This is a genomic window from Methylobacterium frigidaeris (assembly GCF_022179185.1).
GTDB lineage: Bacteria > Pseudomonadota > Alphaproteobacteria > Rhizobiales > Beijerinckiaceae > Methylobacterium > Methylobacterium frigidaeris.
Map to the genome: position 1 here is coordinate 130,843 of NZ_BPQJ01000016.1, position 26,657 is coordinate 157,499.

The 26,657-nt window shown below is 71.6% G+C and carries 21 protein-coding genes and 2 pseudogenes; 8 read left to right on the top strand and 15 right to left on the bottom strand.

All coding sequences use genetic code 11. From position 1 onward, the window contains the following. Positions 1 to 69: 69 nt before the first annotated feature. A complete protein-coding gene (cueR, locus tag MFF64_RS18020) occupies positions 70 to 564 on the bottom strand; it encodes a Cu(I)-responsive transcriptional regulator (protein ID WP_099902274.1) in 495 nt (164 codons plus the stop codon). Between the two features lie 16 nt (positions 565 to 580). Continuing rightward, complete coding sequence (locus MFF64_RS18025) at positions 581 to 3,145, bottom strand: heavy metal translocating P-type ATPase (protein ID WP_135416192.1); 2,565 nt, start codon at positions 3,143 to 3,145, stop codon at positions 581 to 583. Positions 3,146 to 3,354: 209 nt separating this feature from the next. Here MFF64_RS18025 and MFF64_RS18030 point away from each other — a divergent pair, with 209 nt between their 5' ends. From MFF64_RS18030 to MFF64_RS18050, 5 genes are all read left to right on the top strand, one after another. After that, entirely contained in the window at positions 3,355 to 3,558 is a 204-nt protein-coding gene (locus MFF64_RS18030; protein ID WP_099900565.1) for a heavy-metal-associated domain-containing protein, read from the top strand. Positions 3,559 to 3,683: 125 nt separating this feature from the next. Beyond that, positions 3,684 to 4,088: a hypothetical protein gene (locus MFF64_RS18035; RefSeq protein ID WP_135416190.1), complete on the top strand. Its 405-nt coding sequence runs from the start codon at positions 3,684 to 3,686 to the stop codon at positions 4,086 to 4,088. A gap of 329 nt (positions 4,089 to 4,417) precedes the next feature. Next, complete coding sequence (locus MFF64_RS18040; RefSeq protein ID WP_135416188.1) at positions 4,418 to 4,894, top strand: hypothetical protein; 477 nt, start codon at positions 4,418 to 4,420, stop codon at positions 4,892 to 4,894. A 5-nt stretch (positions 4,895 to 4,899) separates the two neighbouring features. Continuing rightward, the gene (locus tag MFF64_RS18045; RefSeq protein WP_135416187.1) at positions 4,900 to 6,255 is read left to right on the top strand and encodes an adenylate/guanylate cyclase domain-containing protein; all 1,356 of its coding nucleotides are present in this window, start codon (positions 4,900 to 4,902) and stop codon (positions 6,253 to 6,255) included. Between the two features lie 160 nt (positions 6,256 to 6,415). After that, positions 6,416 to 7,243: an aminoglycoside adenylyltransferase domain-containing protein gene (locus tag MFF64_RS18050; protein WP_099956015.1), complete on the top strand. Its 828-nt coding sequence runs from the start codon at positions 6,416 to 6,418 to the stop codon at positions 7,241 to 7,243. Positions 7,244 to 7,929: 686 nt separating this feature from the next. Here MFF64_RS18050 and MFF64_RS38170 read toward each other — a convergent pair. Continuing rightward, positions 7,930 to 8,274 (bottom strand): zinc ribbon domain-containing protein, encoded by a 345-nt coding sequence (locus MFF64_RS38170; protein WP_099956016.1) that lies wholly within the window; start codon positions 8,272 to 8,274, stop codon positions 7,930 to 7,932. Positions 8,275 to 8,283: 9 nt separating this feature from the next. After that, positions 8,284 to 8,676: a transposase gene (locus MFF64_RS18055; protein ID WP_099956017.1), complete on the bottom strand. Its 393-nt coding sequence runs from the start codon at positions 8,674 to 8,676 to the stop codon at positions 8,284 to 8,286. 336 nt (positions 8,677 to 9,012) lie between these two features. Here MFF64_RS18055 and MFF64_RS18060 point away from each other — a divergent pair. Beyond that, positions 9,013 to 9,394 (top strand): annotated as a pseudogene (locus tag MFF64_RS18060) (transposase domain-containing protein); the annotation flags it as partial. Between the two features lie 465 nt (positions 9,395 to 9,859). Here MFF64_RS18060 and MFF64_RS18065 read toward each other — a convergent pair. Next, entirely contained in the window at positions 9,860 to 10,504 is a 645-nt protein-coding gene (locus MFF64_RS18065; RefSeq protein ID WP_099956018.1) for a hypothetical protein, read from the bottom strand. A 287-nt stretch (positions 10,505 to 10,791) separates the two neighbouring features. On the opposite strand from MFF64_RS18065, the gene MFF64_RS18070 reads away from it, so the two are divergent. Both MFF64_RS18070 and MFF64_RS18075 read left to right on the top strand, forming a co-directional pair. Beyond that, a complete protein-coding gene (locus MFF64_RS18070; RefSeq protein WP_238191805.1) occupies positions 10,792 to 14,121 on the top strand; it encodes a DEAD/DEAH box helicase family protein in 3,330 nt (1,109 codons plus the stop codon). Positions 14,122 to 14,320: 199 nt separating this feature from the next. Beyond that, positions 14,321 to 15,298: pseudogene (locus MFF64_RS18075) on the top strand (3'-5' exonuclease). A 213-nt stretch (positions 15,299 to 15,511) separates the two neighbouring features. Here the strand turns inward: MFF64_RS18075 and MFF64_RS18080 are convergent. From MFF64_RS18080 to MFF64_RS18125, 10 genes are all read right to left on the bottom strand, one after another. After that, positions 15,512 to 17,575, bottom strand: coding sequence for an ATP-binding protein (locus MFF64_RS18080; RefSeq protein WP_135416183.1), 2,064 nt, complete (start codon positions 17,573 to 17,575; stop codon positions 15,512 to 15,514). Continuing rightward, on the bottom strand, positions 17,572 to 18,102 hold the full coding sequence (locus tag MFF64_RS18085; protein ID WP_099900508.1) for a hypothetical protein: 531 nt from the start codon (positions 18,100 to 18,102) through the stop codon (positions 17,572 to 17,574). The genes MFF64_RS18080 and MFF64_RS18085 overlap by 4 nt, the downstream gene beginning before the upstream one ends. Beyond that, positions 18,102 to 19,274 (bottom strand): SIR2 family protein, encoded by a 1,173-nt coding sequence (locus MFF64_RS18090; RefSeq protein WP_236012695.1) that lies wholly within the window; start codon positions 19,272 to 19,274, stop codon positions 18,102 to 18,104. Before MFF64_RS18090 ends, MFF64_RS18085 begins: the two co-directional genes overlap by 1 nt. A gap of 251 nt (positions 19,275 to 19,525) precedes the next feature. Then, positions 19,526 to 20,821, bottom strand: coding sequence for an RNA-guided endonuclease InsQ/TnpB family protein (locus MFF64_RS18095; protein ID WP_273557159.1), 1,296 nt, complete (start codon positions 20,819 to 20,821; stop codon positions 19,526 to 19,528). Between the two features lie 203 nt (positions 20,822 to 21,024). After that, positions 21,025 to 21,405 carry a hypothetical protein gene (locus MFF64_RS18100; RefSeq protein ID WP_060850403.1) on the bottom strand — a complete coding sequence of 127 codons (381 nt, stop codon included), beginning with the start codon at positions 21,403 to 21,405 and terminating at the stop codon, positions 21,025 to 21,027. A 233-nt stretch (positions 21,406 to 21,638) separates the two neighbouring features. Further along, positions 21,639 to 22,277, bottom strand: a complete 639-nt coding sequence (locus tag MFF64_RS18105) for a c-type cytochrome (RefSeq protein ID WP_091891602.1) — start codon at positions 22,275 to 22,277, stop codon at positions 21,639 to 21,641. Between the two features lie 105 nt (positions 22,278 to 22,382). After that, on the bottom strand, positions 22,383 to 23,081 hold the full coding sequence (locus MFF64_RS18110) for a copper-binding protein (RefSeq protein ID WP_091891599.1): 699 nt from the start codon (positions 23,079 to 23,081) through the stop codon (positions 22,383 to 22,385). A 71-nt stretch (positions 23,082 to 23,152) separates the two neighbouring features. After that, on the bottom strand, positions 23,153 to 23,437 hold the full coding sequence (locus MFF64_RS18115) for a copper-binding protein (RefSeq protein ID WP_091891596.1): 285 nt from the start codon (positions 23,435 to 23,437) through the stop codon (positions 23,153 to 23,155). Positions 23,438 to 23,608: 171 nt separating this feature from the next. Further along, positions 23,609 to 25,030 (bottom strand): multicopper oxidase family protein, encoded by a 1,422-nt coding sequence (locus MFF64_RS18120; RefSeq protein WP_091891621.1) that lies wholly within the window; start codon positions 25,028 to 25,030, stop codon positions 23,609 to 23,611. 33 nt (positions 25,031 to 25,063) lie between these two features. Further along, a complete protein-coding gene (locus MFF64_RS18125) occupies positions 25,064 to 26,608 on the bottom strand; it encodes a TolC family protein (protein WP_200649639.1) in 1,545 nt (514 codons plus the stop codon). Positions 26,609 to 26,657 lie beyond the last annotated feature (49 nt).

Consider the following 26,657-nt stretch of genomic DNA (forward strand, 5'->3'; position numbering starts at 1 on the left):
CTCGACGATCGTCCGCGAAGGAGCCACCTCGGCCCCACCCGAGGTCCTGCGGGTTCCTCGGGTGGCACCTCACCCCGGCGGAGCCGACACGACCTTCCTGGTCCGCCTGCCCTCCCGAAGCGTCCGGGCGCCGAAGCGGAGCCCCGGCGCGGGCGATGCCGCGGCCACGTCGCCGCCCGCGCCCGCGAGATCGTCGAGTATCGGGCAGTCTGGGCGGTGATCGCCGCCGCAGTGCTCGGCAAGGTCCGACAGCGTGCGCACCATCGCCTGCAGTTCCCCGATCTTCCTGTTCAATGCCGCCACGTGTTCCAGCGCCATGGCCTTGACCTGCGCGCTCGCCCGGTCCCGGTCGCGCCAGAGGGCCAGCAGCCCGGAGATCTGCTCCACGGAGAAGCCGAGGTCGCGGGCACGGCGGATGAACCGAAGCGCGTGCACGTCCGCCTCGCCGTAGTGCCGATAGCCGGAAGCCGAGCGCCCGGCCTTGGCGATCAAGCCTATGCTCTCGTAGTACCGGATCATCTTGGCCGAGACGCCCGACGCCTCGGCGGCCTGCCCGATGTTCAGCATGGCAACGCTCCGCTCACTCCGCAGGGGCCACCCGTCCCGGCACTGGGGCGTGCCCGGCCGTCCCGCCGCCGGCCGGGCCCGGGATGGCCGGCGGCGAGAAGCGCCTCAGGCGCAGGGCGTTCGTGACCACGAACACGCTGGACAAAGCCATCGCGCTGGCGGCCAGGACGGGTGACAGCATCATCCCGTTCAGGGGATACAGCACGCCCGCCGCGACCGGGACGAGGGCGACGTTGTAGGCGAAGGCCCAGAACAGGTTCTGACGGATGTTGCGCATCACCGCCCGCGACACCGCGACCGCGTTCACGACCCCGCGCAGGTCACCCGACATCAGGACGACGCCGGCGCTCTCGACGGCAACGTCCGTCCCGGTCCCCACCGCAAGGCCGACGTCCGCCTCGGCGAGGGCGGGAGCATCGTTGATGCCGTCCCCGACGAAGGCGACCTTGCCGCCCGCGGCCGAGCGAAGCCCCTTCACGGCCGCGACCTTGCCGTCGGGCAGCACCTCCGCCACGACCTCGTCGATCCCGACCTTGCGAGCGATGGCCTCGGCGGTCCGGCGGTTGTCGCCCGTGACCATCGCCACCCTCAGCCCAAGCGCCCGGAGGGCCCTGACCGCGGCCGGCGAGTTCTCCCGCACCGGGTCGGCGACGGCGAGGATGGCGACCGGCCGGCCGTCGACCGCGGCGTAGAGAGGACTCTTGCCCTCCCCGCCGAGCCGGACCGCCTCGGGCGCGAAGCCGGAGACGTCGTAGCCGAGGCGGGCCATGAACCGGTCGGCGCCCACCTCCACCTTTCGGCCCGCCACGCGGCCGGAGACGCCGAAGCCCGGCACAGCCTCGAACTCCTGGACGGGGCCGACGGCCAGCCCGCGGCGCTTCGCCGCCTCCACCACGGCGGTGCCGACCGGGTGCTCCGAGCGGGCCTCGACCGCGGCGACCAGGGCCAGCACCTCGTTACCGTCTGCCCCTGCAGCCGGCGCGAGGTCGGTCAGCTCCGGGCGCCCCTCCGTCAGCGTCCCGGTCTTGTCGAATGCCACCGTGCCCACGTCGCGGAGGGCCTGGAGCGCATCGCCGTGGCGGAAGAGGACGCCGAGTTCGGCGGCGCGGCCCGTGCCCACCATGATCGAGGTCGGCGTGGCGAGGCCCATCGCGCAGGGGCAGGCGATGATCAGGACGGCGACGGCGTTCACCAGGGCGAGGCCGAGGGCGGGCGCCGGGCCGAACGCGACCCAGGCGACGAACGTCGCGGCGGCCGTCGCCATGACGGCGGGAACGAACCAGCCGGTCACCCGGTCGACGGCGGCCTGGATCGGGAGCTTCGAGCCCTGCGCCTCCTCTACCATGCGCACGATGCGCGCGAGAACCGTGTCGCCGCCCACGCGCGTGACCCGGAAGTCGAAACCGCCGGTCGCGTTCACGGTGCCTCCGACGACCATGTCGCCCGTGTTCTTGGCGACTGGGACGGGTTCGCCGGTGATCATCGCCTCGTCCACGTGGCTGGATCCGGCGACGACCTCGCCGTCGACCGCGACCCTCTCGCCTGGACGCACCCGGACGACGTCCCCGACGCGCAGGGCCGCGACCTCCACCTCGGCCTCGCCACCGTCCCGGACCACGCGCGCCGTCGTCGGAGCGAGCGACATCAGCCGCTCGATGGCGGCGCCCGTGCGTCCCTTCGCACGCGCTTCGAGGTAGCGCCCGAGCAGGACGAGGAAGACGATGACGGCTGCCGCCTCGTAGTAGACGTTCCCCGTGCCCGCCGGCAGCAGCCCGGGAAGGAAGGTCGCCACAAGCGAGTAGCCATAGGCCGCGCTCGTGCCGAGCGCCACGAGGGAGTTCATGTCCGGGTGCCCTCGCAGCAGCGCCGGGACGCCCTTCCTGAGGAAGCGCAAGCCTGGGCCGAACAGGACGAGGCCAGCGAGCGCCGCCTCGGCCGTCCAGGTCGCACGCATGCCGACGGTATGCGTCACCCACGCGTGCAGCGCGGGGACGAGGTGCGACCCCATCTCGACGGCGAACAGCGGGAGCGCGAGGGCGAGCGCGAGCAGGAGGTCGCGGCGCAGGCCGGCCGCCTCGGCCTCGCGTGCCTCGCGCGCCTGGTCGGTGCCCCGGTCCTCCCCGACCGTGCGCGCCTCGTAGCCCGTCCCTTCCACGGCCTCCAGGAGGTCCGCCTCCCTCACGGCGCCCGCCGGGTGACGCACCGTCGCGCGTCCCGTTGCCAAGTTCACGGCGGCGCCTGTCACCCCTGGTATGCGGGCAAGGGCCTGCTCGACGCGCGAGACGCAGGACGCACAGGTCATGCCGTCGACCGCGATCTCGGTCCGGGCCTCCGGCACGGCGTAGCCCGCCTCCTCGATGGCGTGGACGGCGGCCGCCGGGTCTGCGGCGCCGGAGAACCGCACACGCGCGCGGGCCGTCGCCAGGTTCACCGCCGCTTCGGCGACGCCGGGAAGCCGACCGAGCGCGGCCTCGACCCGACCGACGCAGGATGCGCAGCTCATGCCCTCCACCGGTAGGCTGAGCTGCCGTCCCGGGGCGGCATGGTCAGTGGAAGCTTGGACGACGTCCTGGCCCATGGTCGGTGCCCTCCTCTGTCTCGACTTCCACGGACAGATAAGGCTTCCAACGATGGGAAGGTCAACGGGATCCCGGCGATCCCACCGGCCTGGACCACGGAACCGATAGGAACGGGATCGCGCCTTCCGCACGAATGGCCGCCGGCCCTTGACCTTCCCATCGTTGGAAGGACCATGTGGGTGGGGAACGCGCTACAGAGGAGATGGTCATGCTGCGTTTCCACGTGTCGAACATGAACTGCGGCGGCTGCGCCAAGGGCGTCACCCGTGCCGTCCAGGGTCTTGACGGCGACGTGAGGGTCGACGTCGACCTGTCCAGCCGGGAGATCACCGTCCGCGGCGCCGTCGACCCGTCGCGAGTGGTGGCGGCCCTCAAGCAAGCCGGGTACGAAGCCCGGGCGCTGGGCGCCTGAATCACGCGCCCGCGGGATCCACCGGCTAGAGTGCCGGGATCCCGCGGCCCCTGGCTTGCATTGTCCGGCACAGCCGTGAGACAGTTCAGGCGGGCGTGTTTCGAAGCGGACGAACCTTGCTTTCGTTGAGGACCCTCCTCGTCGCGATGGTCGCGGCGTGCCTGGCGGCCTTCCCGGCCGGCATCTGGCGCGCATCCGCACCCATCGGCGTGACTGCGTCCCGCGCCGCGGACAGCTTGCGGTACGCGCATGGCGGGGCGCGCCACCACCATGGCGTGACCGGGCCGCACGAGGACGCCCCGGTTTCGTTCACGGCCGAGCCCGATGACGACGGCTGCATGCATCACGCGTCCGGCGGCAAGCGCTGTGCCCCAACCTGCTGCGGCTTCGCCTGCCATGCCTTCGAGTCCTCGCTCGCGCCCGGGCTGACGGACCCGCCCAGCCGCACCTCCGATTGCCATGTGACGAACGACGAGCAAGTCGAGGGCGGCACGCCTTTCCGCATCGAGCGCCCACCCAGGGCAGCCTGAACCGGGGCGGACCCGCGTCCGCCTCGCGCGAGGCTTCCGTCAGCGGAACTCATCGCGTCGCTCGACTGACCGGTTCGCGTCCTTGCCCGCGGGCAAGGCCATGTCCCGTGCCTGCCCCCTTCGGCCGCTTGCCTGACGCCAACCCGGCGGCGGGCCGGGAACCGCTGCCTCGTCGAGGCGAAGGGCGAGGCGGCGTGACCACCGACCGGTCGTCCATTCGCGTGTCCCGAACGGCACCACCCGCGCCGCGTCCTGCCTGGCCTATGGCGAGGCTCGCGCAGGCCGGTCGTGCCGAGGGACCGACCAGGCCATCGTACCAGGATCGACTAGTGACAACGAACTTGTTCCGGGCATTCGCCGCGGCTGGGGCGCTTGCCCTCGTGGCCGGGCCCGCCCTATCGCATGACGAGGGCGCCACGGCGGGCGGGATCCACATCGAGGGGATCGCCGCCACCCCGGCGAGACCAGGCGAGACGAGCCGGGTCACGTTCACCATCGAGAACGACGGGCCGGACCGGGCCGTGCTGGTGGGACTGCTCCTGCCCACCGGCGAGCCGTCGCAGGTGCGCGGGTTCCTGGGTGGGGGCCACAGCGCCGCGATGGCCGGCGTGCGCGTCGGGGCGGGTGACGTCTACGGGCTCGGCGACCGCACGGCCTGGATCGACATCGGCCCCCTTCGGAACGAGCTGCCAGACGGCGCGACGGTCCCGGCCGTCATCCGGTTCGACAGCTTCGATGTTCCGGTCACGCTGCATGTGGGCGGCATGCCTGCGGCCGGCACACCTGCGGCCCGGGCATCCCGGTGAGCGGCATGCCACCACCTCCGATATCGCTGGCCGACCCCGCCGGGCTTTTCTCGGCGGAGCTACCCGCCCGGATCGAGCAGGGCTTCGAGCGGCGGGCGCTGGCCCCCCGGATCGGGGTCGTCCTCATCCTCCTGCTGGGTGCCCTCGCCGACTACGGCCACGGCGAACGCACGGGTCATTGGGTCGTGCTCGGGGCCTACGTCCTCGTCACGCTGCTGGCAACGGCCGGCGCCCGGGCGCGGTCCGAACGCGTCCGCTCCTGGCTCCCGCTCGCGGCGACATGCGCCGACGCGGCCATCGCGGTCTACGTGGTCGCCGACCACGTGCCTCGTTACAGCGGCGAGGCCCACCTCGCGACCGACGCGGTCAGCCTATTGCCGGCGTACCTGTTCCTGCTGCAGACCGGCATGCGTCTCAGGCCCCGGCTCGCCGCGCTCTTCGCGGCGCTCGTGGCCGCCGGGTGGGCGACGGCGCTGGCCTTGCTCCTCGACCCCGCGCGCCTCGGTCCGGACGGCGCGCACGTCCTGGTCCGCCAGGGGATGGGCCTCGCTGCGTTCGCTGTCGCGTCGGGCTTCGTCGTGTCGACGACGGCGTGGATGCGTGCCGCGGCCGCCGCGGCGTTGCGCGCCGGGGAGGAGCGGCTGATGCTGTCCAGGTTCCTGCCGGACGGCGTGGCCACCGAGGTCGTCCGCACGGGCGGCACGGCTTCCGTGGCCGAGCGCCACGCGACCCTGCTCAGCGTGGACCTGCGGGGTTCCTCGGCTCTCGCCAGGGCGTACCCGCCTGCGCTCTCCATCGCTTGGCTGCTGGAATTCCGGCGGCTCGTCCATGACGCGGTGACGACCCATGGCGGCGTAGTCGACAAGTACGTCGGCGACGGGGTGCTGGCGCTGTTCCTCGACGGCGATGCCGGCGAGCAGGCTGGCCGGGCACTGGCCGCAGCGGAGGCGATGCTCGACACCCTGACCGCGCTGAACCGCGAGCGGTCCAGGGCGGGGCGCCCGACGCTGCGGGTCATCGCCGCACTGCACTGCGGCCCGGTCCTGGCCGGCGTGTTCGACGACGGCCGGCGCGCCGAGTTCACGGTGCTCGGGACGGTCATGAACGACCTGTCGCGGATCGAGCGGCGCGCCAAGGAGGAAGACCTGGATGTGGTCGCCAGCGCCGACGTCCTGCGCCGGTTCGGCGCCGACGCGCCCGAACGGCTGGCTCCCCGCTCTTTGCCGCCCTCGGGGGAAACAACCCTGCCGCGCCTCTTCGCACTCCGCCTCGGCGCAGCCGAGCGGCCGGCGGAGAAAGGCGGGCGCGGCCTCCCGTCAGCCTCCCCCTCCATTGTCACCGACCCGGGAAGCGTGCCGTGAAAGCCACCCCGTCGTCCGGCACAGCGCCTTCCCCCGCCGAAGGCAGCGGCACGCCCGGCTTTGCAGGCCCCCACGGAAGGAACGTCGCCGCGCCCGACGACGCGACGTGGCGACGTTCCGTCCGCTCCCCGCGAGTGATGAACGGAAGGAGGCCGCGACCATGACACGCCCCGTAAAGCGCTGTCCGAAAGGAATTCCGCTGCTGCGCTCGTCCTGGTCCGCCCTGACGCCAGTGGATCCAGGGGCGGCCGAGGCCGCGCAGGCCTACCTCGCCCTCGCCGACGCCGCCCTGCCCGGCCTCGTCCGGTCCCTCCACCTCGTGGGCTCCGCCGTGCTGGGCGACTTCCGGTCCGGGTCGAGCGACGTGAACTTCGTTGCCGGGACGCACGGTCCGGCCCCGACTCAGGCGCTCGAAGCCGTTCACCAGGACATCGCGCCCGGGCATCCGCTCTCGCGACTCGACGGGATCTACGTCACGGAAGACGAGTTGCGCCTCGGGACGTGGGAGGTGACCGGACCGCAAGTTCGACGCGGGCGGTTCATCCCCACCGGACCGCACGGGCGCCGGGCACTGGATCGGTACGCGTTCGCGACCGGCGCCGTCGCCGCCCGAGGGACGACGCCGACGGGGCTGGAGCATCGCATCTCGTCGCGGGACATCAACCGCGACCTCGTGCTGCTGGCGGGGAAGGCGGTCACGGCCGCCCGTCGCGCGGCGCCGAGCGCCTGGGAGGCGTCCTCCCTCGTCCTCGGCACCGCGCGCTTGCACTACACCCTGCTCACCGGGCGGGTGACGACGAAGACCGACGCCGGCCTGTACGGGCTGGTTACGTTCTCGCCGTGCTGGGCGTCGGTCCTCGACCGGGCCTTAGCCGTCCGACGGGACGGCGCGGGTTCCGCGGCGGTACTCCAGGCCGGGGAGGTCGAGGCTTTTGCCGCCATGGTCGCCGCCGACATGGAGGAACTCGCCCCGGAGGCGCGCGGATGACGTTCACGTCGGCGCGGGTTCCGTTCGGCGTCGCGGCGTTGCTCCGCCTACGCGGGTCGCGACGTGGACATCCCGGGCGCGGCAGCCACGCGTCCGAGCGCGCCACGGGGTCGCCGCGTGCCGTCGCTCGAAGGGCGCTTATGGCGCGCTTCGGGCATCGCGCCCTTGTGGGGGCTAAACGGCTTCTCAAGCGGCTTTGAGCTCGTCACAGGGGGCAGGATCAGAAGATCAGGTACACCGCCACAACAGTGGCAACGAGGGTCAGGGCACATCCCAGAATGGAAATCGGTTCTTCGCCGTTTCCTCCGTCTCGGAATCGTACCACAGCGCCTCATCGTCATGTGTCACGGCGGTCTTCCTCGCTTGTCCCCTGCCGGGATTGGGCGCTCCCAGAGGGTTCAGGCCTGAGCGTTAAATCGCAGCCAACGGCATGCCGGGGGTGCCGCGACGGATCGTCGCGTGCCTGCAACGCGGGACCAACCGAAAGGGGCGTTGCCGCAAGGTGGATCGTGCCTGCCGGCACGCCGGCCCGGAAGGCGAAGCGAGGGCAAGTGGGCCGCGACTGCCCCGAAGCGATGCTTGGTTCGGATCGGATCCAGGCGGACGTGCTCGGGCGTCAGGCTAGGTCGAGGCCGAGCCGAATGTCTGCAGGACCATTCCCGGACGAGGGCGGACCGACATTTCGGTCATTCGTCATTTGGGGTTGATGGCCCCGCGTGACTTTCTCTAGCGCCGCCCTCAGACGGCGAGGAGCGTCCCGGGACGACGCACGGCCCGACGGCCCGCGTTGGCGCCCCCGAGGGGCTGCCCCCCTCGCTCGCGGCCTTGGCCGCGAGACCTCGGTCGCGGATCACCCCGGCCGAGTTCACGTCACGATGCTCGTCCAGCCCGCACGGGCAGACGTGCTGGCGCAGCGATAGCGGCTTTGGCACAACCGCCCCGCATCGCCGGCACTCCTGCGACGTCCCCCTGGCATCGACGCAGATCAACTCGCCACCGGCCCTGGCAGCCTTGTAGCGGACGAACTGCACGAGCTTGCCTCATCCCGCATCGAGGATGGACCTGTTCAACCCCCTCTTCTGGGCGACGTGCGTGCCCGGCTCCTCGACAGTCCCCGCAATCGAGCGGGTCATGTTCCGGATGCGCAGATCCTCCAGCACGACGAGCGCATGCTCGCGCGCCAGCCGCGCCGAGACGCGGTGGAGATGCTGGTCCCGCGTGTTCGCCACCGCCCGGAGTTGGCGCGCCAGCCGTGCCTTGACCTTGCGCCGGCGGTTCGAGCCCTTGCGGCATCGTGCGAGCGCCCGGCGGGACACCCGGATCTCGCGCTCGCGACGCGAGGCTGGTCGGACGTTCGGGATGCGGCAGCGCCTCGACGCCAAGGTCGCCGCCCACCGCCTCGCCGGCGGGTGGCGTAGCCGCCACCACCTCATTGGTCTCGACGGTGAAGCCGACGTACCGGTGCCGGCCCTTGCGGGTGAACGTCACGCCCAGGATCTTGGCGTCGGACGGAAGCGCCCGGTCGTGGTTAAGGCGGATCGGGCGGTCAAAACCCTTGAGCCGGATGCGGTCGCCCTCGTGCCGCAGGCCTGCGGCCTCAAGCAGGCCGAAGGTGTTCCAGCGCGAGACTGGCTTGAAGCGTGGGAATCCAGGCTTGAGCCCGCGCTTGATCCGTCCGAAGAACCCGGTGAAGCCGTCCTCGACGCGCTTGAGCGTCCAGCGACCCATGTTGGCCGGAGCGGCCAGCCTGGTCGTCGCGCTGGGGGGGGCTGCGGGAGAACCGGGCCCGGCTGTCGGCCAAGACGCCGATGGCCGGGGTGATGGACTTCCTGTTCAAGCGCTGGGCGGCGTTCATGCGCTTCCTTGAGGACGGGCGGGTCTACCTGAGCAACGCCGCCGCCGCCGAGCGGGCGCTGCGCGGGATCGCGGTGGGCCGCCGCAACTGGACGTTCGCTGGCTCGGACGCGGGCGGACGGGCGGCGCGCGGCGGCGCTGTACACGCTGACCGAGACCGCCAAGCTCAACGCGGTCGATCCCCGGGCCTGGCTGGCCGACGTGCTGGCCCGACTGCCGGCCCATCCCGCGCGCCGGATCGACGAACTCCTCCCCTGGAACTGGACACCGCCCCAGCAATCCCAGAGTGCCGCCTGACCTCGCGAGCGCGCAATGATGCTCGCCGCGCGGCCGTCGCCGAACGCGTACGGTGACTGACGTGCACCATCCTCTCAGGATGCATCGGCGACCTCCATCGTCGGGACGAGCGTTCGTTCGCGATGCCTCGAACGGATGCCGGCGGGGCCGACCGGTGGCGGCGGGGCAGGACGCATGGCCGGACGGTGACCCGGATGGGCTGGCGTCCGGCCGAAGCCCGATGCGGCCCCTCCCACGCGTGGAGGGAGGCCCCCGCAGGGCGCTCCCACCCTTGGACGGCGCCGGGGAATCGGACGCGGGCCCAATTTCGGGGGCCGCCCGGAAAGCCACAAACGGCACCATCGGCACGCGGGCGCCGCTCCGCCGGCTTCGCGCCCTGACCGCCCGGCCCGGGCGGCGTCTTTCACCCGGGCCGGACGCCGCGGAGGCGTCGGGGCAAGCGTTCCTTCGCGACCCGGACCGCGCCTACCGAACGGGACTCCACCCAACGCACCTCTCCAGCAGGCGGGTCGGGTGCCTCGCATAGTCGATGCCCGTTCCCTGCTCGTCCTCCGCGGCGGCGAAGGCGGCATAGTGAATGGATTGCAGGAAGGCGTTCCCGGGCAACCGGTCGGCGAGGAGCAGTATCGGCCCGACGCCGCCGCCGTGGGCGAGAGCGAGCCGGCCTGCGGCGAGGGCTCCCGCCAGGTCGGCGAGCAGGCGCCTGTCGTCGGGCCGGAACGCGGCGAGCGCCGCGCTCGCCTCGTCGTAGGCGGTCGCGAGGGCGTCGTCCTCCTGCCAGGCGTCGTGAAAACCCTCGCCGTCGCGCAGGTGCTTCCGGCGCACCCCCTGCCGCTTGGCGGCCCAGTCCCGGGCGTAGGCGTCGTTGAGGACGAGCAGCGTGGCCAGCTTCGGGTCGTCGTGCTGCACGAACGCCCAGTCGGGTCCGGCCGGTTTCGGCCGGCACAGGGCATCCTCGACCGTGATGGCGTCCTCCGCCACGCCGAGCCACGCGCGGAGCCCGGCGCAGCCGTGCTCGTGCTCCGCCTTGCAGTCGTGTCCCAGGGCCACGCCCCATGGGCTGCCGCCTTCCCCGAGCAGGACGACGCGGTTCTGGTTTCCGGCCTTCATGTCAGCCTCCGGGATGACGCGGCGGGAGCGCCTGACAGGGGAGACGATCGCCGCTTTCGCAGGAATGGCAAGGGCGCGCCCGTACCGGGTCGAGCCGGAGGGGCGCGCGCCGGCCGGCCCGGCCCCGGAACCTGTCGTCGGCGCGTTCGTGCGCCCGGTGTCCGCCGACGGAGCCGACCGTCCGTCGAGGCGTCGCGTCGTCAGCGATGGCGCCCGGGTTGTGGATTGCCCGGTCCTTCCCAAACTGGGCACGAGGCGGCCGCGCGCGTCGCGTCGGAGTGAAGGAATTGAGCGGGTCGGGGTCCTGGTTCGCGGACGCGATGCGCGGGAGCGCCGCCGGTCTTGGGGGCACGCACCTCAAGGTCCACGACCTGCTGCGCGCGCTCCCCCTGCAGGCGGTGCGCAACAACCTCGTCGCCGGGCTCGGGCACGCCGGCTCCCGCGGCCGACCGCTCTGGGACCACCAGGCCGAGACCCTGGCGGCGTTGGCGGCCCACCTCGCCGACCCGGCGTGCGACCCGCGGGCCCTGGCGGTGATCCCCACCGCGGGCGGCAAGACCGAGATCATCGTCAGGCTGGTGGAGGCGACCGGTCTCGACGCGGGCGGCGCGCGCCTGGCGGTCCCGACCATCGTGCTGGAGCCCTCGCGCCACCTCATCCGGCAGACAGTCGAGACGTTCCGCGAGCGCTTCCCGGCCCTGCAGGTGTCCGGGCTCCTCGCGCCGGACGACCGGCCGCGCAACGTGACGGTGATGAGCTACGATCTCTTCGTCAACATGCTCCGCGACGGCAGGCTGCTCCCCGGCGACGTCGGGGCGGTCGTCATGGACGAGGCCCACCGCGGGCTCTCGGACCTGCGGCAGGACCTGATCCGCCGGTTCCTCGACCACGCCGTGGTCACGGCGTTCAGCGCCACGCCCGCCTTCGACGCGAACAAGACCGTGCACGCGCTGCTCGGCTCGGAGAACGAGGTCATCAAGGTCGCGGACGAGCGCCTACGGCGCGAGGGGATCATCTCCCCCGTGGCCAACTACGTCCTGCGCGTCGACGTCGTCGGCGCCCTGCCGGACGACCCCGCCCTCAGGCGCGCCATCCTCAGGAAGGCCGGACACGAAGCCCTGGTCGGCTTCCTCGCCACCTACGAGGAGCCGGCCACGGGCCTGCGCCTGCGCGACAAGGCCTTCTTCGGCTACGCCAACGGCATCCGGCAGGCCGAGGGGCTCGCCGCCGCGATGACGGCGGCGGGCATGCCGGCCCGCGGGGTCAAGGGCAGCGACGGCCTGGAGGCGTTGAAGGCCAACCTTCTAGACCTGCGGGACGGGCACCTGCGGGCGCTGGTCAACGACAAGGTGCTCGTGGAGGGGGTGAACCTGCCGCAGGCGCGCGGCGTGGTCGCCTTTGATGCGACCTCGTCCCTGGTCAAGCACGTCCAGCGCTGCGGGCGCGCCAGGCGCCTCGACCCCGCGCTCGACCGATCCGACCCGCGGCAGATGTCCTCCGTGGTCGAGGCGATGGTCTGCATCGACGGGATGCCGCTCGACACGCAGCGCATCTACGCCGAGGCCATCGGCGACCTGTCGGTGGCCCGGGTCTACGACACGCCCCGCCAGGACGCGGCGGCGCTCGCGCGCGAGATCGTGCGGGACCGGCCGGCGGAGGCGGGCGGGGAGGAGAACCGGGAGGAGGCGTCCGAGATGGACGAGGCCATCGGTCGCCTGGAGGAGGGCCGACGGTCGGGCGCCAGAGGGGCGGGGCCCCGCGCGCCCGTCGACGCGGAGCGGTGGGCGGACGCCTTCTCGGTCATGGGTAGCCTGGATGGCATCCACTACCTGCTCGCCGAGCGCGAGGGCCCGCGGCGCCTGGAAGGCATGCTGCACCGCGTCCAGGTGGCCCGCGCCATCGGCATCCGGACGGACGACCCCCACCTCAAGGACCTGTTCGGCGAGTTGGAGGAGGCGGCGCGGGCTGGCCTGACCCCTGAGGTCGCGGGCGTCGCCGTCCATGCGGGCTTCCACAGGTTCGAGCGCCAGCGCGCGTTCTACGTCCACGTCGACGACGTGCCACGCGTCGGCGTCGAGGTCTTCAGGCGATCCGGGCGGATGCTGGCGGCCGGGACCATGCCGGACAACTTCGGCGCCGAGCGCCAGGCCGGATGGCTGACGCGCACCGAGGCCGCCTTCGCCTGCAACCTGAACCCCTACCACCCCGCCTTCACGGCCGTCTGGGACGCGGCGCTGGCCGGCACGCTCGGCGCGTTCGAGGGCGGCCCCCTGATCCGGCTGCTGCGCGACGGCGGCAAGCCCAAGCTCCACGTGCACGAGCGGGGATTGGAGGTGTTCCGCCGGCACCTGGGCGTCCAGGGTCCCACGCTGCCCGCCAAGCGCGCCGACCAGGCGTCGGTGTGGGAGGTGATGCGCGCGCTGGGCGTCAGCAAGCGCCTGACCCGGTTCCGGGAGCAATGGGACCGGATGGTCGAGGACTGCATGCGGGACGGGCAGGTCGTCCGGGACGGGCGCCGGGTTGGGTTCGGGTTCGTCCGCGGGGCGAACGGCAGCCCCGTCCCCGCGCTGGACAGGGCCGAGATCGCGTGGTTCGCGCAGCTCACCGGCGTCGCCGGCCTGATCGAGCCGTCCGAGGAGTGGCTCACCATCAACGAGGCGGGGCGCGCCATCTCGACGTCGCCCTACGCCACGCCGGCGCTCAAGGATCTCTGGATGGAGATCCGGCGCTCCTACGAGGAGACCGGCGTCGGCAGGGCGGCGGGCCGGGAGTGGCACAGCGCGATGGCCAAGGGGACGGAGGTCGGCGCCTTCCGGCTGCACCGGTCCGAGATGGACGCGCTCGCCGCCGCCATCGGGCGCGGCAGGGACCGGCTCATGACCGACGAGTGGCTGAGCGCGAAGAAGGTCGCCGCCCTCCTGAACCAGAACCCGGACAGGGGGAGGTTCCGCGAGGTGTGGGACGGCCTCCTCGAATGCCTGGAGGCGGGGGAGCCCCCCGTCCTGGATGGCGTGGCGTTGCGTATGGAGGCCCGCCTACTGGGCGGCAAGCCCGTCCCTTGCCTGCACGTCTCGGAGGTCGACGCGCTCGGGCGCATGACGGGCGGGCGCAGGTCCGCCGGACCCAAGGGCGACGCGTGGCAGGGGATGGCCGACGCCGCCGGCCATTTCGGGAAGCATCCGACGGACCCGACCTTCCGGCGGTCCTGGCAGGCCCTGGTGGTGGCGGCCGAGGACGGGCCGGTGCTGGACGGCGCACGCGCCGTGAGGTTCGAGTACCGGACGGCGACGAAGGCCGTCTGGTGCCTTCACCGGGACGAGCTCGAATGGTTCGGCAAGCGAACCTGGCCGAAGCGGCGTCCCCCCGTGCCGAGGCCCTACGTCCCCCTCGCGGACCTGCGCGCGGGCGAGGCCGTCGAGGGGGCGCTGGACGCCTTCGACCTCGTGGCCGAGGAAGTGGACGGGCTGCTCGCCGACGCTTCGCCGCTGTCGCTCCTCGGGCGGGAGGGGTTGCGCTTCGAGCGGCTTCCGGAAGGCGGGCTGGCCGTCCATCCGGACGACGTCGCCGGGTTTCTCGATTCCGTAAGGGAACTCTCCGAGACCGCCCCTTCGCCGTAAGTGGTTGAGGGGTCCGGCACCGCCATGAGGTGGGATGCGGCGCAGACCTGACGGCGCAGTCCCCCTTCCCATAGGCCGGGCCGCGCGCGGGGGGAGCCGCCCCGGGATATGGCCACCTAAGTCCGGGTGCGTTCAGATGTGGTGGCAATGCCTCGGAGTAGCATCCGCGCCGCGGCGCGAACCCTGTGAGGTCTCGAACATGTCCCTGAGGTCCATCGCGAACGTGACCGCGCGCCGTGGCACCCCAACATCGGGCGGCACGGTCGGCCCCGCTGCGGGCGCGACGTCGCTCGACGGCCAAGCCCCCGCGACCCCGCGGAGACACCGTCCGGCCTGGCCGGAGGCGTGGGCCGGCGCCGCGGAGCCTGTCGGCCTCCACCAGGCGTTGCTCGTCCTCGATATCGAGACGGTGCCCGACGAGGAGAAGGTCCCGGCGGATTGGCCGTCCGACAGGTTCCCGAAGGCGGCCTGGCACAAGGTGATCGCGGTCTCCTTCGTCGAGGCGGCCATCGCCCGCGACGCGGCGACCGGGACCGAGGCATACCAGATCCGGTCGTGCCGGAGCGGGGGCGAGCCAGGATGGGACGAGGAGCGCCTGCTGCGGGCCTTCTGGAAGTTCTTCGCGGCCGGCCGCTACAGGGTCGTGACCTGGAACGGCCGCAGCTTCGACCTCCCCACGCTCCTGCTGCGCTCGTTGATGCACGGTATCGCGGTGCCCTCCTGGTACAGGAGGGGGACCAAGTGAGACGGCTACGGCCGCCGCTACGCCGTGGACTGGCATGCGGACTTGATGGAGGCGATGGCCGAGTACGGGGCCTGCGCGCGCCTGACCCTGGAGGAGGCCGCCGGGCTCGTGGCCCTGCCCGGGAAGCTGGGCGAGCACGGCTCGCAGGTCGCCGCCATGGTCGCCCGCGGCGAGATCGGGCGCGTGCGGGCCTACTGCGAGACCGACTGCCTGAACCTCTTCGTGCTGTACCTGCGCTGGGCGCACCTCACCGGAAAGACCAGCCCGGAGGCCCACGACGCGGCCGTGGACGGCCTGATCTGGTACCTGGGAGCCGAACGCTTGGCGCGCCCGCATCTCGGTGTCTTCGTGGACGCATGGCGGCGGGCGACCGAATCCCGGCCCGCCTTCGTCTCCCGGCCGCCGCGGTCTTGGCCCGACGTCGCGGGTTGAGATCGGCCGGCCCGGACGCTCCCGCGCACGGCCGGGACGGGCTCGCCGGCGCCGCGGGCTTGGTCGGACGGGGGCAACCATCGTGAGCCGAGCCCCCTGGGAAGGGATAGAACACGCCGTCCTGTCCCGCCGGACGTCCTCGACGCCGTTGGGCCGAGGCGAGCACGCCCCGGCAAGATAGGCCGCGACGCTCTGGCTGACACCCGCGCCGATTCAGCCAGCCGCACTCAGGTCCCTGGTCCTCCCGAGCACGCCCGCCATCGCCGGTGCAATGTCCGTCGAGCGCGTGACCGAGGCCCCGCCCCCGGAAACCAGATCCAGGTCGTGACGCCGGCCGGGGGCCATGGGCTCGCTGATCAGGCGCCGGCACAGCAACTCGGCCAGCGAGGGGTCCTCGACGGCACAGACGATCTGCCGACCCGACCGCTGCAGGGCGGAGAGCACCTCGACGAGGTGCAGGGCCCGGAAATCGTCGATGTGCTGAACCGGGTCGTCGAGCATGAGCGTCCGCCAGGTGCACCACGGTCGGGACAGGTGCACGGAGAGGAGGAAGGCTAGGCCGGCTGCGCGCCTCTGCCCGCTGCTGAAGACGAATTGCGGGTTCAGCCCGTTGCCGACCCTCAGGCTCAGGAAGCGCTTCACGTCGCCGCGGATGCCGTAATCGATGGTGCGCCACTCGGAATGCGGGCGTAGCCGTTGGTACAGCTCGTTCAGCAGCGGGCTGATGACCGCGAGGCGCTCGTCGATGATCTCGGCATTCGTCCTGCGGACGGTACGGTCCAGCGTCCGGGCGGTGGTCACGGCCGTCCGGACCCGCGCGAGCCGGTCCCCCGCGGCGTCGGCCTCCACCCGGAGCGCTTCGACGTGCGCTTCGAGATCCGTCACGCGTTCCACCGCTTGCGAGGCCTCCAAGGTGAGGATGCTCCGCTCCAGGTCGATCAACCGACTCCGTTCGGCCTGCACGGCCGCGTCGAGGGCGCCGGCGTCGTGCGCGAGCTTCCCGTCCAGCGAGCGTCGCACGAGCTCGGCCGACAGCGCCTCTTCGCGGGCCGACAGCTCGGCCTCGGCGGACGCGAACCGGAGGACCGCTGCCTCGGTCTCCCGCAGGATCTCGGCCGCGGCCTCGTGCCGGGTCCGGGCCGCCGCGAGTTCGGCGCGCGCCTCCGGCACCCCCGAGTGCCGGGCGGCGAGCCGCTCACGCGCAGCCGCGAGCCCTGTCTCGAATTCGGAGGCGCCTTGCGGCGCGCGACAGAGCGGGCAGCGGTCGTCATGAAGCCCGACCCGGCTGCCATGGTCGACCAGGATGGCCAGCGACGCGGCGAGCGCGTCGGTCTCCTGCTCCCGGCGAAGGCGCGCCTCGGCGGCCTCCAGCGCGTGGCGGGCCTCCCGGACCGCGGCCTCGGCCTCGGCCGCCGCCACCGCCGCCGCGTCCCGGCCCGCCCGAAAGTCGGGGCCCGCGACCGTGTCGCGCAACGCGGTCACCGCGCGAACCTCGTCCGCGACCCGGCCCATCTCGCCGAGGCCCAGCCGGCGGCCGGCCAGCGCCTGCCGCGCCGCCGAGACCCGGCTCCCCAAGTCCTGGCCGCCGGCCGCCGTCAGCCCATCCAGGCTGGACAGGGCCGCGGCGATGTCGCCGGCCTTCAGGGCGACGTCCCGGGTTTCCTCCAGGTCGGTCAACGCCGCCGTCAGGCGCGCGCGCGCCTCCTCGTAGGCGTGCGCGGCGGCATTGTGCGTGCCCTCGGCGGCGGACAGGACCTCTCGCGCCTTGGCGGCGTAATCCGGACCTTCGATGGCGCCCAGCGCCGCGCGTACGAGCTCGAAGCGCTGCGTTTCCGTCAGGTCGAGGCTGAGCGCCGCGATCCATTCGTCGCGGATGATAGAGGTCCTGCAAACCTGCTGCAGCGCCCGCTCCGGCTTCGCGCCCGGAACGCAGAGCATCGCCTCGATGCGCGCCGCGTCCCGGTCGGCGCCGGTCTCGCGCGAGCGCGTCACGGCAAAGGCGCTCCCGTCATCGGCACGGAATCCCACCGTGACGAAATGCGCCTCTGGCTGCCCTTCGCCGCGCCACCAGACATAGTCGTCGAGGCTTTCCTTCGCCGCCTTGTCGACGAGGTACTTGTCGATCTGGCCCGTGAGGGCGAACTCGACCGCGTCGCACAGCGTGCTCTTCCCGACGCCGTTGCGTCCGCAGATCACGGTGAAGCCGGGCCCGAAATCCACGCGTTGGCGCTCCCGGAAGCCCCGGAAGCCGCACAGTTCAAGGTAATCGAGCCTCATGGCGCATCCACCAGGATGCGCGCCACGTCGGAAGCGCTCGCGGCGCCAAGGAAGGCGGCCACCGCGGCGTCCGGAACGTCGCTCAACCGCGCCCGCAACCGCGCCTGGTAGTCGGCGCCGCCGATCGTGGGTGCGCTGAGGACCGGCAGGAGGGGCAACAGGGTCCTGCGCAGGTCGGCGGCCGTGCGCAGGTCGCCGCGCGCGATCTTGCGGGTCATGGAGAAGTCCTCCTCGATCCGCTCGATCTGCCGCGCGAGGACGGGGTCGGAACCGCTGGCCAGGAACAAGGCGTAGACGTTCCAGGCCTTCGCGCCCGCGGAGCGCAGCGCGGCCGCATGTCGGCCGAGCGTGGCCTGCTGGACTTGCCGCCAGTCGGCGAGCAGGCCCTCGCCGCTCCCGAAGACGTGCAGGAACCCGGCGACGGAGGCGTTCTCGAAGCAGACGACCGGCACGCTGCCGCCCGGCCAGGTCCATGTCTCGTAGCCGGCCGAGCGGAGCAGCACTTCGGATTGGGTCGCGATGTCCATCACACACCGAGCTCCTGGCGTGCGGCGGGAAGGTCGAGCCACGCCGCTGATGCGCCCGGCCGGATGATGTCGCCCGGACGGCCCTCCCGCACGAGGTTCACAGGCAGGCCGACGTCGATGGCTCCGGCGCAGACCACGACGTCGGCGACGTCGAACGGCGTTTCCCTGAACCGGTCCTGCGTCGTCTGGAGCAGCGTGCCCGAACCGTTCACGACCCTGACACGACGGCCCGCGAGATCATAGCCTATGGATGTCTGGACGGCGCCGGCGCGGCGCAGCAACAGGTGCGCGTAGCCCAAGACCTCGGAGTGGCCGGGGTTGCGCAAGGTTGCGGCGGCGGTGGCCGGCACCCCCTCGGCGTCCCGGCGAAGGCCGTAGAGGTCCTCGCTGCCCAGATCGGGCGGATCAAGCCAGGTCGGCTCGCACGCCGCTCCCGTTTCCCTCTCCAACGCGGCGCGTCCGGCGTGCAGCACCTTGCGGAGGTAACCCTGGGAGAACGCCCTGCGAAGTTCGTCCAGGACCTCGGCCCCCGAGCGCCTGACATGCGCGAAGCGGACGTTCCCCGAATTGGCCAACGTCCAGAGTTCGGGGGCCTTGGCCTGCAGGACGTCCTCGCCCGCGAGGTCGACCAAGGTCACCGACAGCGGCGCGACGCCCGTCATCGCCTCGGCGAGAACGGCATTGAGGTAGGACCAGTCCGACCAGAAGCCGACGACGAGCAGGTCCTTCTCGCGCAGGTTCGCCGCCATCCAGGTCTTGGTCTTGGCGATGCGCGCGGCGACCACGCCGTCCTCGGTGAGCTGGGAGGCCGTCCAGACCGTGGCGCGGCGCTCGCGCACCGAGCAGCCATGGAACTTGAGCAAGGGCGCGTGCTTACGGGCCCGCACGGTCGCCTCGTCGCCGTCGAGCGAGGCGGCGAGGTCGAACCCGTAATCCTGCGCGCGACGCTCGATCAGGTTGTCGTAATTTGCCGAGACGGCGCCGGCAGCCATGCGCGTGATCAGGAAGTCCGCCACCGCCGCGTGGCCGGCGTTCGGCGGCCTGACGAAGCTCTCCCAGGGAACGAGGGCCTCGATGAAGACCGAGCCGAGGGTGTCGTCCCTCGCGAAGATCTCCGCCAAGGCTTCCAGGTCGCCGCGCAACTCCGGCGGGCACGCGGGGTCGATGCTCATAACGTACCGGTCGTAGCAACTGGCGGCCACGGACCATGCCGACGGTAGCGAACTCGGCGGCGCCATCGACAGGCCGGCACCGCAGAGTATGACGAGGCGCCCCGCCTCCATGGAGGCGAGCAATCGCGCACGAACCGCTGCGTCCAAGCCGCCCCCCCTTTGCCGCGCAAACCTTCGCGATGGCGATAGACCGAGATCACACTCAAGTTGACATCCTCCCCGCCCTGAAGGACGGGGATTCCTACCGCGTGTCAGGCCGCCAGGGCCGGGCCCGCCTCGGTGGGTTCCTGGGCCGACGCCCGAACGGGCGAAGCATCTCCGCAGGCTAACCGGGCGTGCCCCGCCCTTGCGATGTTGATCGACGCCACGTCGTCCGCATTCCCCGCATGGCCGCACGCCACGCACCGGAACACGGCCTGGCTCGGGCGGTTCCCCGCCGCCACGTGCCCGCACTCGGGGCACGTCCGGCTCGTGTTCGGAGCCGGCACCGGCAGCAACCAGCCGCCGAGCCACTCCTGCTTGTACCCGACCTGCCGGCGGAACTCGCCCCAGCCCTGGTCCAGAATGGCCTTGTTCAGTTCCGCCTTCTGCCGGACGTTCACGCCCGGCTCCTCGACCGTCCCGGCCGCGCTCGCCGTCATCGCCCGCACGTCCAGGTCCTCGACGCAGACCACCGCGTGGTTCTTGCTGACGGTCGTCGAGGCCTTGTGCAGGAAGTCGGAGCGGATGCGGGCGATGCGTGCCTGGACCCGTTGTACCTTCGCCTTCGCCTTCCTCCAGTTGCGGCTGAACTTGGTCTTGCGGCCCATCGGCCGCTGCGCCTTGGCGAGCGACGCCTCGGCCTTGCGGAACGCGTTCGCCGGCTCGATGACGGTGCCGTCGGACAGCGTGGCGAAGCGCGTCACGCCGACGTCGATGCCGACAAGCGTCGTCGACGGGTGGACCGGCCGCTCGACCTCGCGCTCGGTCTGGACCGAGACGTGCCACTTGCCGGCCTTCAGCGAGACGGTGACCTGCCCGACCCCGCCCTCGACGGCGCGGGAGGCGCGGCAGCGCATCCAGCCGAGCTTGGGCAGGCGGATGCGCCCGTTCGGCTGGTCGAGCTCGACCTTCTGCGGGTGGCGGAAGGCGTCGTTCTTGCCCTTCCTCTTGAACTTGGGGAACTCGGCCCGTCCCTCGAAGAAGTTGCGGTAGGCGCGGTCGAGGTCCTTGAGCGCCTGCTGCAGAACCTGGCTGTGCACCTCCTTGAGCCAGGAAGTGTCGGGTTCGGCCTTCCAGCCGGTGAGGTGCTTGCAGAGGTTGGCGCAGGAGAGGTGCTTCCCGCCGGCGGCGTACCTTTCCTTCCGCAGGGCGAGGGCCCTGTTGAAGACGTAGCGGCGCGCGCCGCAGGAGCGGCGCATGAGCCGTTCCTGCGCGCCGTCGGGCCGGAGGACGAACCGGTATGCTTGGACGCGAAGCACAGGCCAAGGATAGAACGAATGCGGAACGAAGGCAAGGGGATTGGATCGGTGCCCGGGCAGGCTTCTGTCGCGGCCGGCGATATCCATCCCCGCCCTGAAGGACGGGGCCTTCCGCGCTTCTACGGTCACCGGAACCAATTCGCACCCGACCGGGTGGACGCTTTCGTGGCATGGCTTCGCGGCATGCCGGGCCGCGGCTTCCTGGGACGGCCGGCGAACTGGCCCGCCTGACAAGCGAGCCGCGGCGCCGACCGTCACCGTCCCGGCCGCCGGTTCGTGAACCCGGCCGCTCAAGCCTTGTTCGTGAACCGCGCGGAGGCGGCCTTGCCGCCGACCTTGAGCGACACCGTGGCCACGACCTGGCCGGTCGCCGCGACGGGCAGCTTGCCCTGCACGCTGTTGGCCCCGGCCGGGCTGAGGGCGACCTTGTAGCTCTTGCCGCCGACGAGCACCGTTGCGGTGCCTGAGACCTGCGCTGCCGGAACGGGCTTGCGCATCTCGTCCAGGATGTAGACCGTCACGTCGGTGTCCTTCACCACGAGTTCCAGCCAGAGCTCCTGGGCCTCCTGCACGAGGCCGCCGTGCACGGCCTGGGGCGGCTCGCCATGGGCGAGGGCAGAACCGGATGCGAGGCTGAGGGCGAGAATCAACGGTATCGCGTGGGTCTTCATTGCAAGTCTCCGTGCGGTCTTGTGTTCATCTGGCCGCGTGCCATTCCGCGCGACCTTCGCCGCCGAAGGCCGCAGGGTCGGAGCGGCTGACGGCAAGCGTCCGATCCTGCCGCCCATGCCGTCTGGACGCGTATGCCGCGACGGCTTGGTTCGGGGGACGACGGACGGGCCTCCAATGCGCCGCCGGGCCGGTGTGAAGGCCCTGTCGGCGACCGCGTCGCGGGCCGCGGCCTTCAATGGCTGTGCTTGTGGCCTGGGCCCCCGTCCGGCTGCGACGCAGTCGAGGGTAGGTCAGCCGGCTTCGTGCCGTCCATGCCGGCGGTACCATGATTCATGCTGCCGTGGTCGCCGGCTGCCTGCGCCTGCATCCACAGGTCGTTGTAGTCGTCGTCGGACAGGTCCGGCAGCTTCCGCAGCAGCGCGACCGTCGACCAGAGCATCTCGTCCCCGTCGCTCGCCATCGACGGCATGCCGCTCATCTTGATCCCGTTCTTCAGGATCCAGAACAGCTCGCCCGGGCTGTAGCGCCCCGCCGCACCCTTGAGGTTGGGCGGTTCGGGATACATGCCCTCGGCCACCTCGCTGCGCTTGGCGCCCGGTCCGCCATGGCACGTGGCGCAGTGCTCGGCGAAGTGTCCGACGGCCGGCACCAACCTGGTCTGCTCGTCGTAGCCCGGCGGAGGCAGCAGGCCGGCCGCATGGGCTCGGATCGAGCGCACCCGTGCCGTGTCCAACACCCACGTGGTCAGGGCCCAGTGAGGCTCCGTGGCGGCGACGTTGAAGACGCCCGCGTAGACCACGGCCGCGGCGGCGACCGTCGCCAGGATGCCGGCCGAGAGCAACGTGAGGAAGACGATCTTGGCGGTTCGCATGGAGGTGTCCTGAGTGACCGGTTTCGAGCCGGGCCGCCCACGCGTCAGGTGCGGGGGCGCCGTCGGCCGACCTGGGATGAGCGCGCTCTCGTCGGATTGGTCTTCTCACCGCGCCTTCTGGATGCGCGTGATGGCAAGCTGCCCGTTCACCCGGTCGGCGGAGAACCGGACCCGGTCACCGGCCTTCACCCCCTTCAGGATGGCGGGGTCGGCGACCCGGTAGGCCATGGTCATGGCGTCCATGTCGATGTTCGGGATGCGCTCGTGGTCCAGCGTGACCTTGCCAGAGGCCTCGTCGACCTTCTGGACGGTCCCGCTCACGAGAGGCGTGTTGGCGACGGGCTTGGCGGGGGACGCCGGAGCGGGCGACGGCGACGCGGGCTGGGCCGAGCCCCCCGCCTGGGCCTGGCGGTCCAACGGACCCTGGCCGGACGGCGTCTGGTTCGGCTGCGGCCGGTAGTCCGACTGTCGGTTCCGGACCTGCCATTCCTTAAGGGCGTCGATCTTCTGCTGCTGCTCGTCCTGGATCTTCTGCGCGGTCTCGCGCAGCTGCCGGTCGCCGCCGTAGTCGAGCTGCGCCTTGGCAAGGAAGAGGGACTGCTCGTAGCTCGCGATCAGGAGCTCGGCGAAGTCCCGGTCGGGGTCGCCGGTCAGCTTGAGGTTCCTGAAGCGGTCGGCCATGACCTCGCGCACGCGCTCCAGGGCGGCCGGGGCACCCTTGGCAGGTTGCGCCCAAGCCGCCCCCGATACCGGGCCGGCGAGCGCCACGGCCATGGCGGCGGCGAACAGGGATAAACGTCGCATGTGACTTCCTCCGCGGCATGGGGCCGCCGCGCGGGATCGGGCGTGTCCGCGCGGCGGGCCCGTTCGAGGCGCTACTTGGCTTTTTGGATCTTGGTGACGGTGTACTGGCCGCCGGCTTCGTCGACGTCGAACTCGACCTTGTCCCCGGACTTCAGGTCCTTGATCATCGCCGGGTCCTTGACCTTGTAGGCCATGGTCATGGCGTCCATGTCGAGCTTCGGGATGCGCTCGTGGTCCAGCGTGACCTTGCCGGACGCCTCGTCGACCTTCGTGACCGTGGCCTTGACCGATTGCGCCCAGGCCGGACTCGCCAGGGCCAGCAGCGCGGCGAGGGCGAAGGGAGGTACCTTCCTCATCGTATTCTCCTGATGGTCGCTGTGCCGCTGCACGGGCACTTGTTCAGGGGGCGATGGTGCCCGCGCAGCGGCTTTCGGGCGGACTAGGTCCACCCGAATTCGTCCGCCGGTCCGCGCCCGCATCGGGGCGCCGTTCCGGCGGAAGCTCGGATGACATCCGGCATCGCCGGGTCAGTGGTTTCCGTGACCGCCCGAGTTGGAGGCCGTCCGGCGCTTGCGCGGGTCGACCACGCGCAGGTCCGTCTCGCGGGCGCGCTTGCCCCGGGGGGTGTTCGGATCGCGGCTGGGTTCGGGTAGGGGCTCGCCCGTCCACTCGTAGGCCAGCGTGCCCTCCGGGTGCTGGTACCAACCGGGGTCCCTGTAGTCGCCGGGCGCCACGTCGGGGCGGACCTTCAGCACGGTGAACATGCCGCCCATCTCGACCGATCCGAACGGGCCGGCGCCGGTCATCATCGGCAGCGTGTTCTCGGGGAGCGGCATCTCCATCTCGGCCATGGAGCCCATGCCGGTCGAGCCCATCGGCATGTAGCCGGGCGCGATCCTCTGGATGCGCTTCGCCGTGCTCTTCAGGTTCACGCCGATGTAGGTGCGCACCGAGTGGCCCATGGCGTTCATGGTGTGGTGCGACTTGTGGCAGTGGACCGCCCAGTCCCCCAGGTTGTCGGCGTTGAACTCGATGGCCCGCATCTGGCCGACCGCGACGTCCGCGGAGACCTCGAACCACTGGCGCTCGGGCGGGATCCAGCCGCCGTCGGTGCCCGTGACCTTGAAGTCGACGCCGTGGACGTGGATCGGGTGGTTGGTCATGGTCAGGTTGCCGAAGCGCATCCGCACCTTGTCGCCCTGGCGCGCGACCATGGGTTCGATGCCCGGCCAGACCCGGCTGTTGAAGCACCACATGTTCATGTCGAGCATCGTGTTGACCTTGGGCACGTAGGACCCGGCCTCGATGTCGTAGGCGTTCAGGAGCCAGACGAAGTCGCGGTCGACCCGCCGCTCGGCGGGATCGCGCGGATGCACGACGAAGAAGCCCATCATGCCCATCGCCATCTGGACCATCTCGTCCGAGTGCGGGTGGTACATGAAGGTGCCCGAGCGCCTCAGGATGAACTCGTAGACGAACGTCTTGCCCGGCGGAATGCCGGGCTGGTTCAGGCCCGCCACCCCGTCCATCCCGTTGGGCAGGGTCTGGCCGTGCCAGTGGACGGCGGTCGCCTCCGGCAGCTTGTTGGTGACGAAGATGCGCACCTTGTCGCCCTCTACCGCCTCGATGGTCGGCCCGGGAGACTGCCCGTTATAGCCCCAGAGATGCGCCTTCATCCCGGGGGCCATCTCGCGCACGACCGGCTCGGCCACGAGATGGAACTCCTTCCAGTCCCCGCGCATGCGCCAGGGCAGCGTCCAGCCGTTGAGCGTCACCACCGGCTGGTAGTCCACCCCAGTGGTCGGCACGAGCGGCGGCTGCGTCGTCGCCTTGTCCATCGAGGGAGCCTCGGGCAGGCCGGCGGCCTGCGTGCGGCCGCTGATCATGGACGTTCCTGCGAGGACGAGCCCCCCGGCGCCCAGCAGTCCCCTTCGCGAGATGTCAGTCATCGGTTTCTCCATGGGTCTCGTGGGGGAGCGGCATCAGCCGCCGGGCGTGGCGGCCGCGAGGGTTTCGCCTCCGCCGCCGGCCACCGCCTCGGCTCCGGCCGACTCGCCCCCGAAGCCTTCGCCGGTGAAGCCGCCGCCGATGACGGCCGCCCTGAGGTCGGTCGCCGCGATCCAGAAGTCGCGTTGGGCCTCGATGGCCTGGATATTGCTCAGGATCCGCGAGCGGGCGTCGATGATCAGCGTGGTGACGTCGATCAGCATGCCGCTGTACTGCAGCAACGCCTGGTCCTGGATCGTCTTGCGCAGCGGCAGCACGCTGCCCTGGTAGTGCCGGGTGATGTCGTATTGGCCGCGGTAGCGCTGGTAGGCCTCGCGGACCTCCGAACGGGCGTTGACCGCCTTCTCCGCGAGGCGATGGGCGGCGCCGAGATAAGCCTCCCGCGCTCCGCGCACCACCGTCGTCCCGAAGTCGTAGATCGGGATGACCAAGTCGACGGTGTAGCCGCGGCCGAAGCTCTTGTCGCGCGTGACGTTGAAGCCGCCCTGCTCGTTCAGCTCGAACGCCTTCGAGCGCTCGTAACGGTCGGAGTAGCCGATATCGAGCACGTTGATGAAGCCGCTGACTTGGTTGAGGCCGTACTGGCCCGCGAGCGACTGGAGTTCGAAGCGCGCCGTCTGGATGTCCGCGCGCTTCTTGATCGCCTCGGCCTCGATCTGGGTGCCGCTCACCAGCCGACCGGGCAGCGACGGCAAGCCGTTCGGCAGCTTGAAGTCGATCTCGCGCCCCCACAGGCCGAGCAGGCGGATCAGCTTCTCGCGCTCGACCCGCTGCAGGACGCGCGCCTTGGCGAGCTGCGCCCCGAGCTCGCTGTAGAAGGCGTGCTCGCGCGCCTGCTCCAGCTTGTTCAACGCGCCCGTCTCGCCGAGCTGCTTGGCCAGGGTGGAGGCGGAGCCGGCGCTCGCGAGCGCCTGCTCCAGGTAGGCGACGGACTGGTTCGCCGACACCGTGCGATAGAACTGGCGCCGCGCCTCGCCGGCGAGGCGCAGGACCTGCCCGACCGCGCGGTACTGCTCCGCCCTGAAACGGTTCCGCGCGATGGGGATGCGGACCGGCAGCGTCAGGAGCTCGATGAGGCTCGCGGTGAGCGAGCGCTCGACCTCCAGGGTGAAGTCGCCCCCGGTCCGGCTGAGGGAGAGCCGCGGGACCGGCGGCAACGTCGCCTGGACGAACTCGGCTTCCGACACGCCGAGGTCGTTGAAGGACGCCTGCAGGGCGCGGTTCTTCAGGAGGGCGACCTGTACCGCGCTGTCGGGCGTGAGCGGGCGCCGCAGCAATTGCTCCGCACGGGCCGCGGCGCCGATTGCCGCTGTCTCGTCGGACACCTTCACGATGTCCTTCCGCAGCTCCAGGGCGGCGTAGCCGTGCGCCGGGCCAAGACCACCGTCGGCCGAGAAGCCCACGCAGCCGCCAAGCGTCACCCCGACCGTTACCAGGAGGGCGGCGGTCCGGGCGCGACGGCCGGGCGACGCTGCGGCGACCCGGCACGCACCGGACCCGCGAGACTGAGGCGAGGTCATCCGTGGGTTCCCTTTGGGGGTGAGTCCGTGGGCGGGCGGGGTTTGGTTA

Excerpts from the sequence above, each read along its gene's own strand:
- MFF64_RS18120 (WP_091891621.1), bottom strand. The coding sequence starts at position 25,030 with ATGACTGACATCTCGCGAAGGGGACTGCTGGGCGCCGGGGGGCTCGTC.
- MFF64_RS18080 (WP_135416183.1), bottom strand. The coding sequence starts at position 17,575 with ATGAGGCTCGATTACCTTGAACTGTGCGGCTTCCGGGGCTTCCGGGAG.
- MFF64_RS18115 (WP_091891596.1), bottom strand. The coding sequence starts at position 23,437 with ATGAGGAAGGTACCTCCCTTCGCCCTCGCCGCGCTGCTGGCCCTGGCG.
- MFF64_RS18085 (WP_099900508.1), bottom strand. The coding sequence starts at position 18,102 with ATGGACATCGCGACCCAATCCGAAGTGCTGCTCCGCTCGGCCGGCTAC.
- MFF64_RS18065 (WP_099956018.1), bottom strand. The coding sequence starts at position 10,504 with ATGAAGGCCGGAAACCAGAACCGCGTCGTCCTGCTCGGGGAAGGCGGC.
- MFF64_RS18100 (WP_060850403.1), bottom strand. The coding sequence starts at position 21,405 with ATGAAGACCCACGCGATACCGTTGATTCTCGCCCTCAGCCTCGCATCC.
- MFF64_RS18125 (WP_200649639.1), bottom strand. The coding sequence starts at position 26,608 with ATGACCTCGCCTCAGTCTCGCGGGTCCGGTGCGTGCCGGGTCGCCGCA.
- MFF64_RS18110 (WP_091891599.1), bottom strand. The coding sequence starts at position 23,081 with ATGCGACGTTTATCCCTGTTCGCCGCCGCCATGGCCGTGGCGCTCGCC.
- MFF64_RS18090 (WP_236012695.1), bottom strand. The coding sequence starts at position 19,274 with ATGAGCATCGACCCCGCGTGCCCGCCGGAGTTGCGCGGCGACCTGGAA.
- MFF64_RS18025 (WP_135416192.1), bottom strand. The coding sequence starts at position 3,145 with ATGGGCCAGGACGTCGTCCAAGCTTCCACTGACCATGCCGCCCCGGGA.
- MFF64_RS18050 (WP_099956015.1), top strand. The coding sequence starts at position 6,416 with ATGACACGCCCCGTAAAGCGCTGTCCGAAAGGAATTCCGCTGCTGCGC.
- MFF64_RS18030 (WP_099900565.1), top strand. The coding sequence starts at position 3,355 with ATGCTGCGTTTCCACGTGTCGAACATGAACTGCGGCGGCTGCGCCAAG.
- MFF64_RS18095 (WP_273557159.1), bottom strand. The coding sequence starts at position 20,821 with ATGGATATCGCCGGCCGCGACAGAAGCCTGCCCGGGCACCGATCCAAT.
- MFF64_RS18045 (WP_135416187.1), top strand. The coding sequence starts at position 4,900 with ATGCCACCACCTCCGATATCGCTGGCCGACCCCGCCGGGCTTTTCTCG.
- MFF64_RS18055 (WP_099956017.1), bottom strand. The coding sequence starts at position 8,676 with ATGAGGTGGTGGCGGCTACGCCACCCGCCGGCGAGGCGGTGGGCGGCG.
- MFF64_RS18105 (WP_091891602.1), bottom strand. The coding sequence starts at position 22,277 with ATGCGAACCGCCAAGATCGTCTTCCTCACGTTGCTCTCGGCCGGCATC.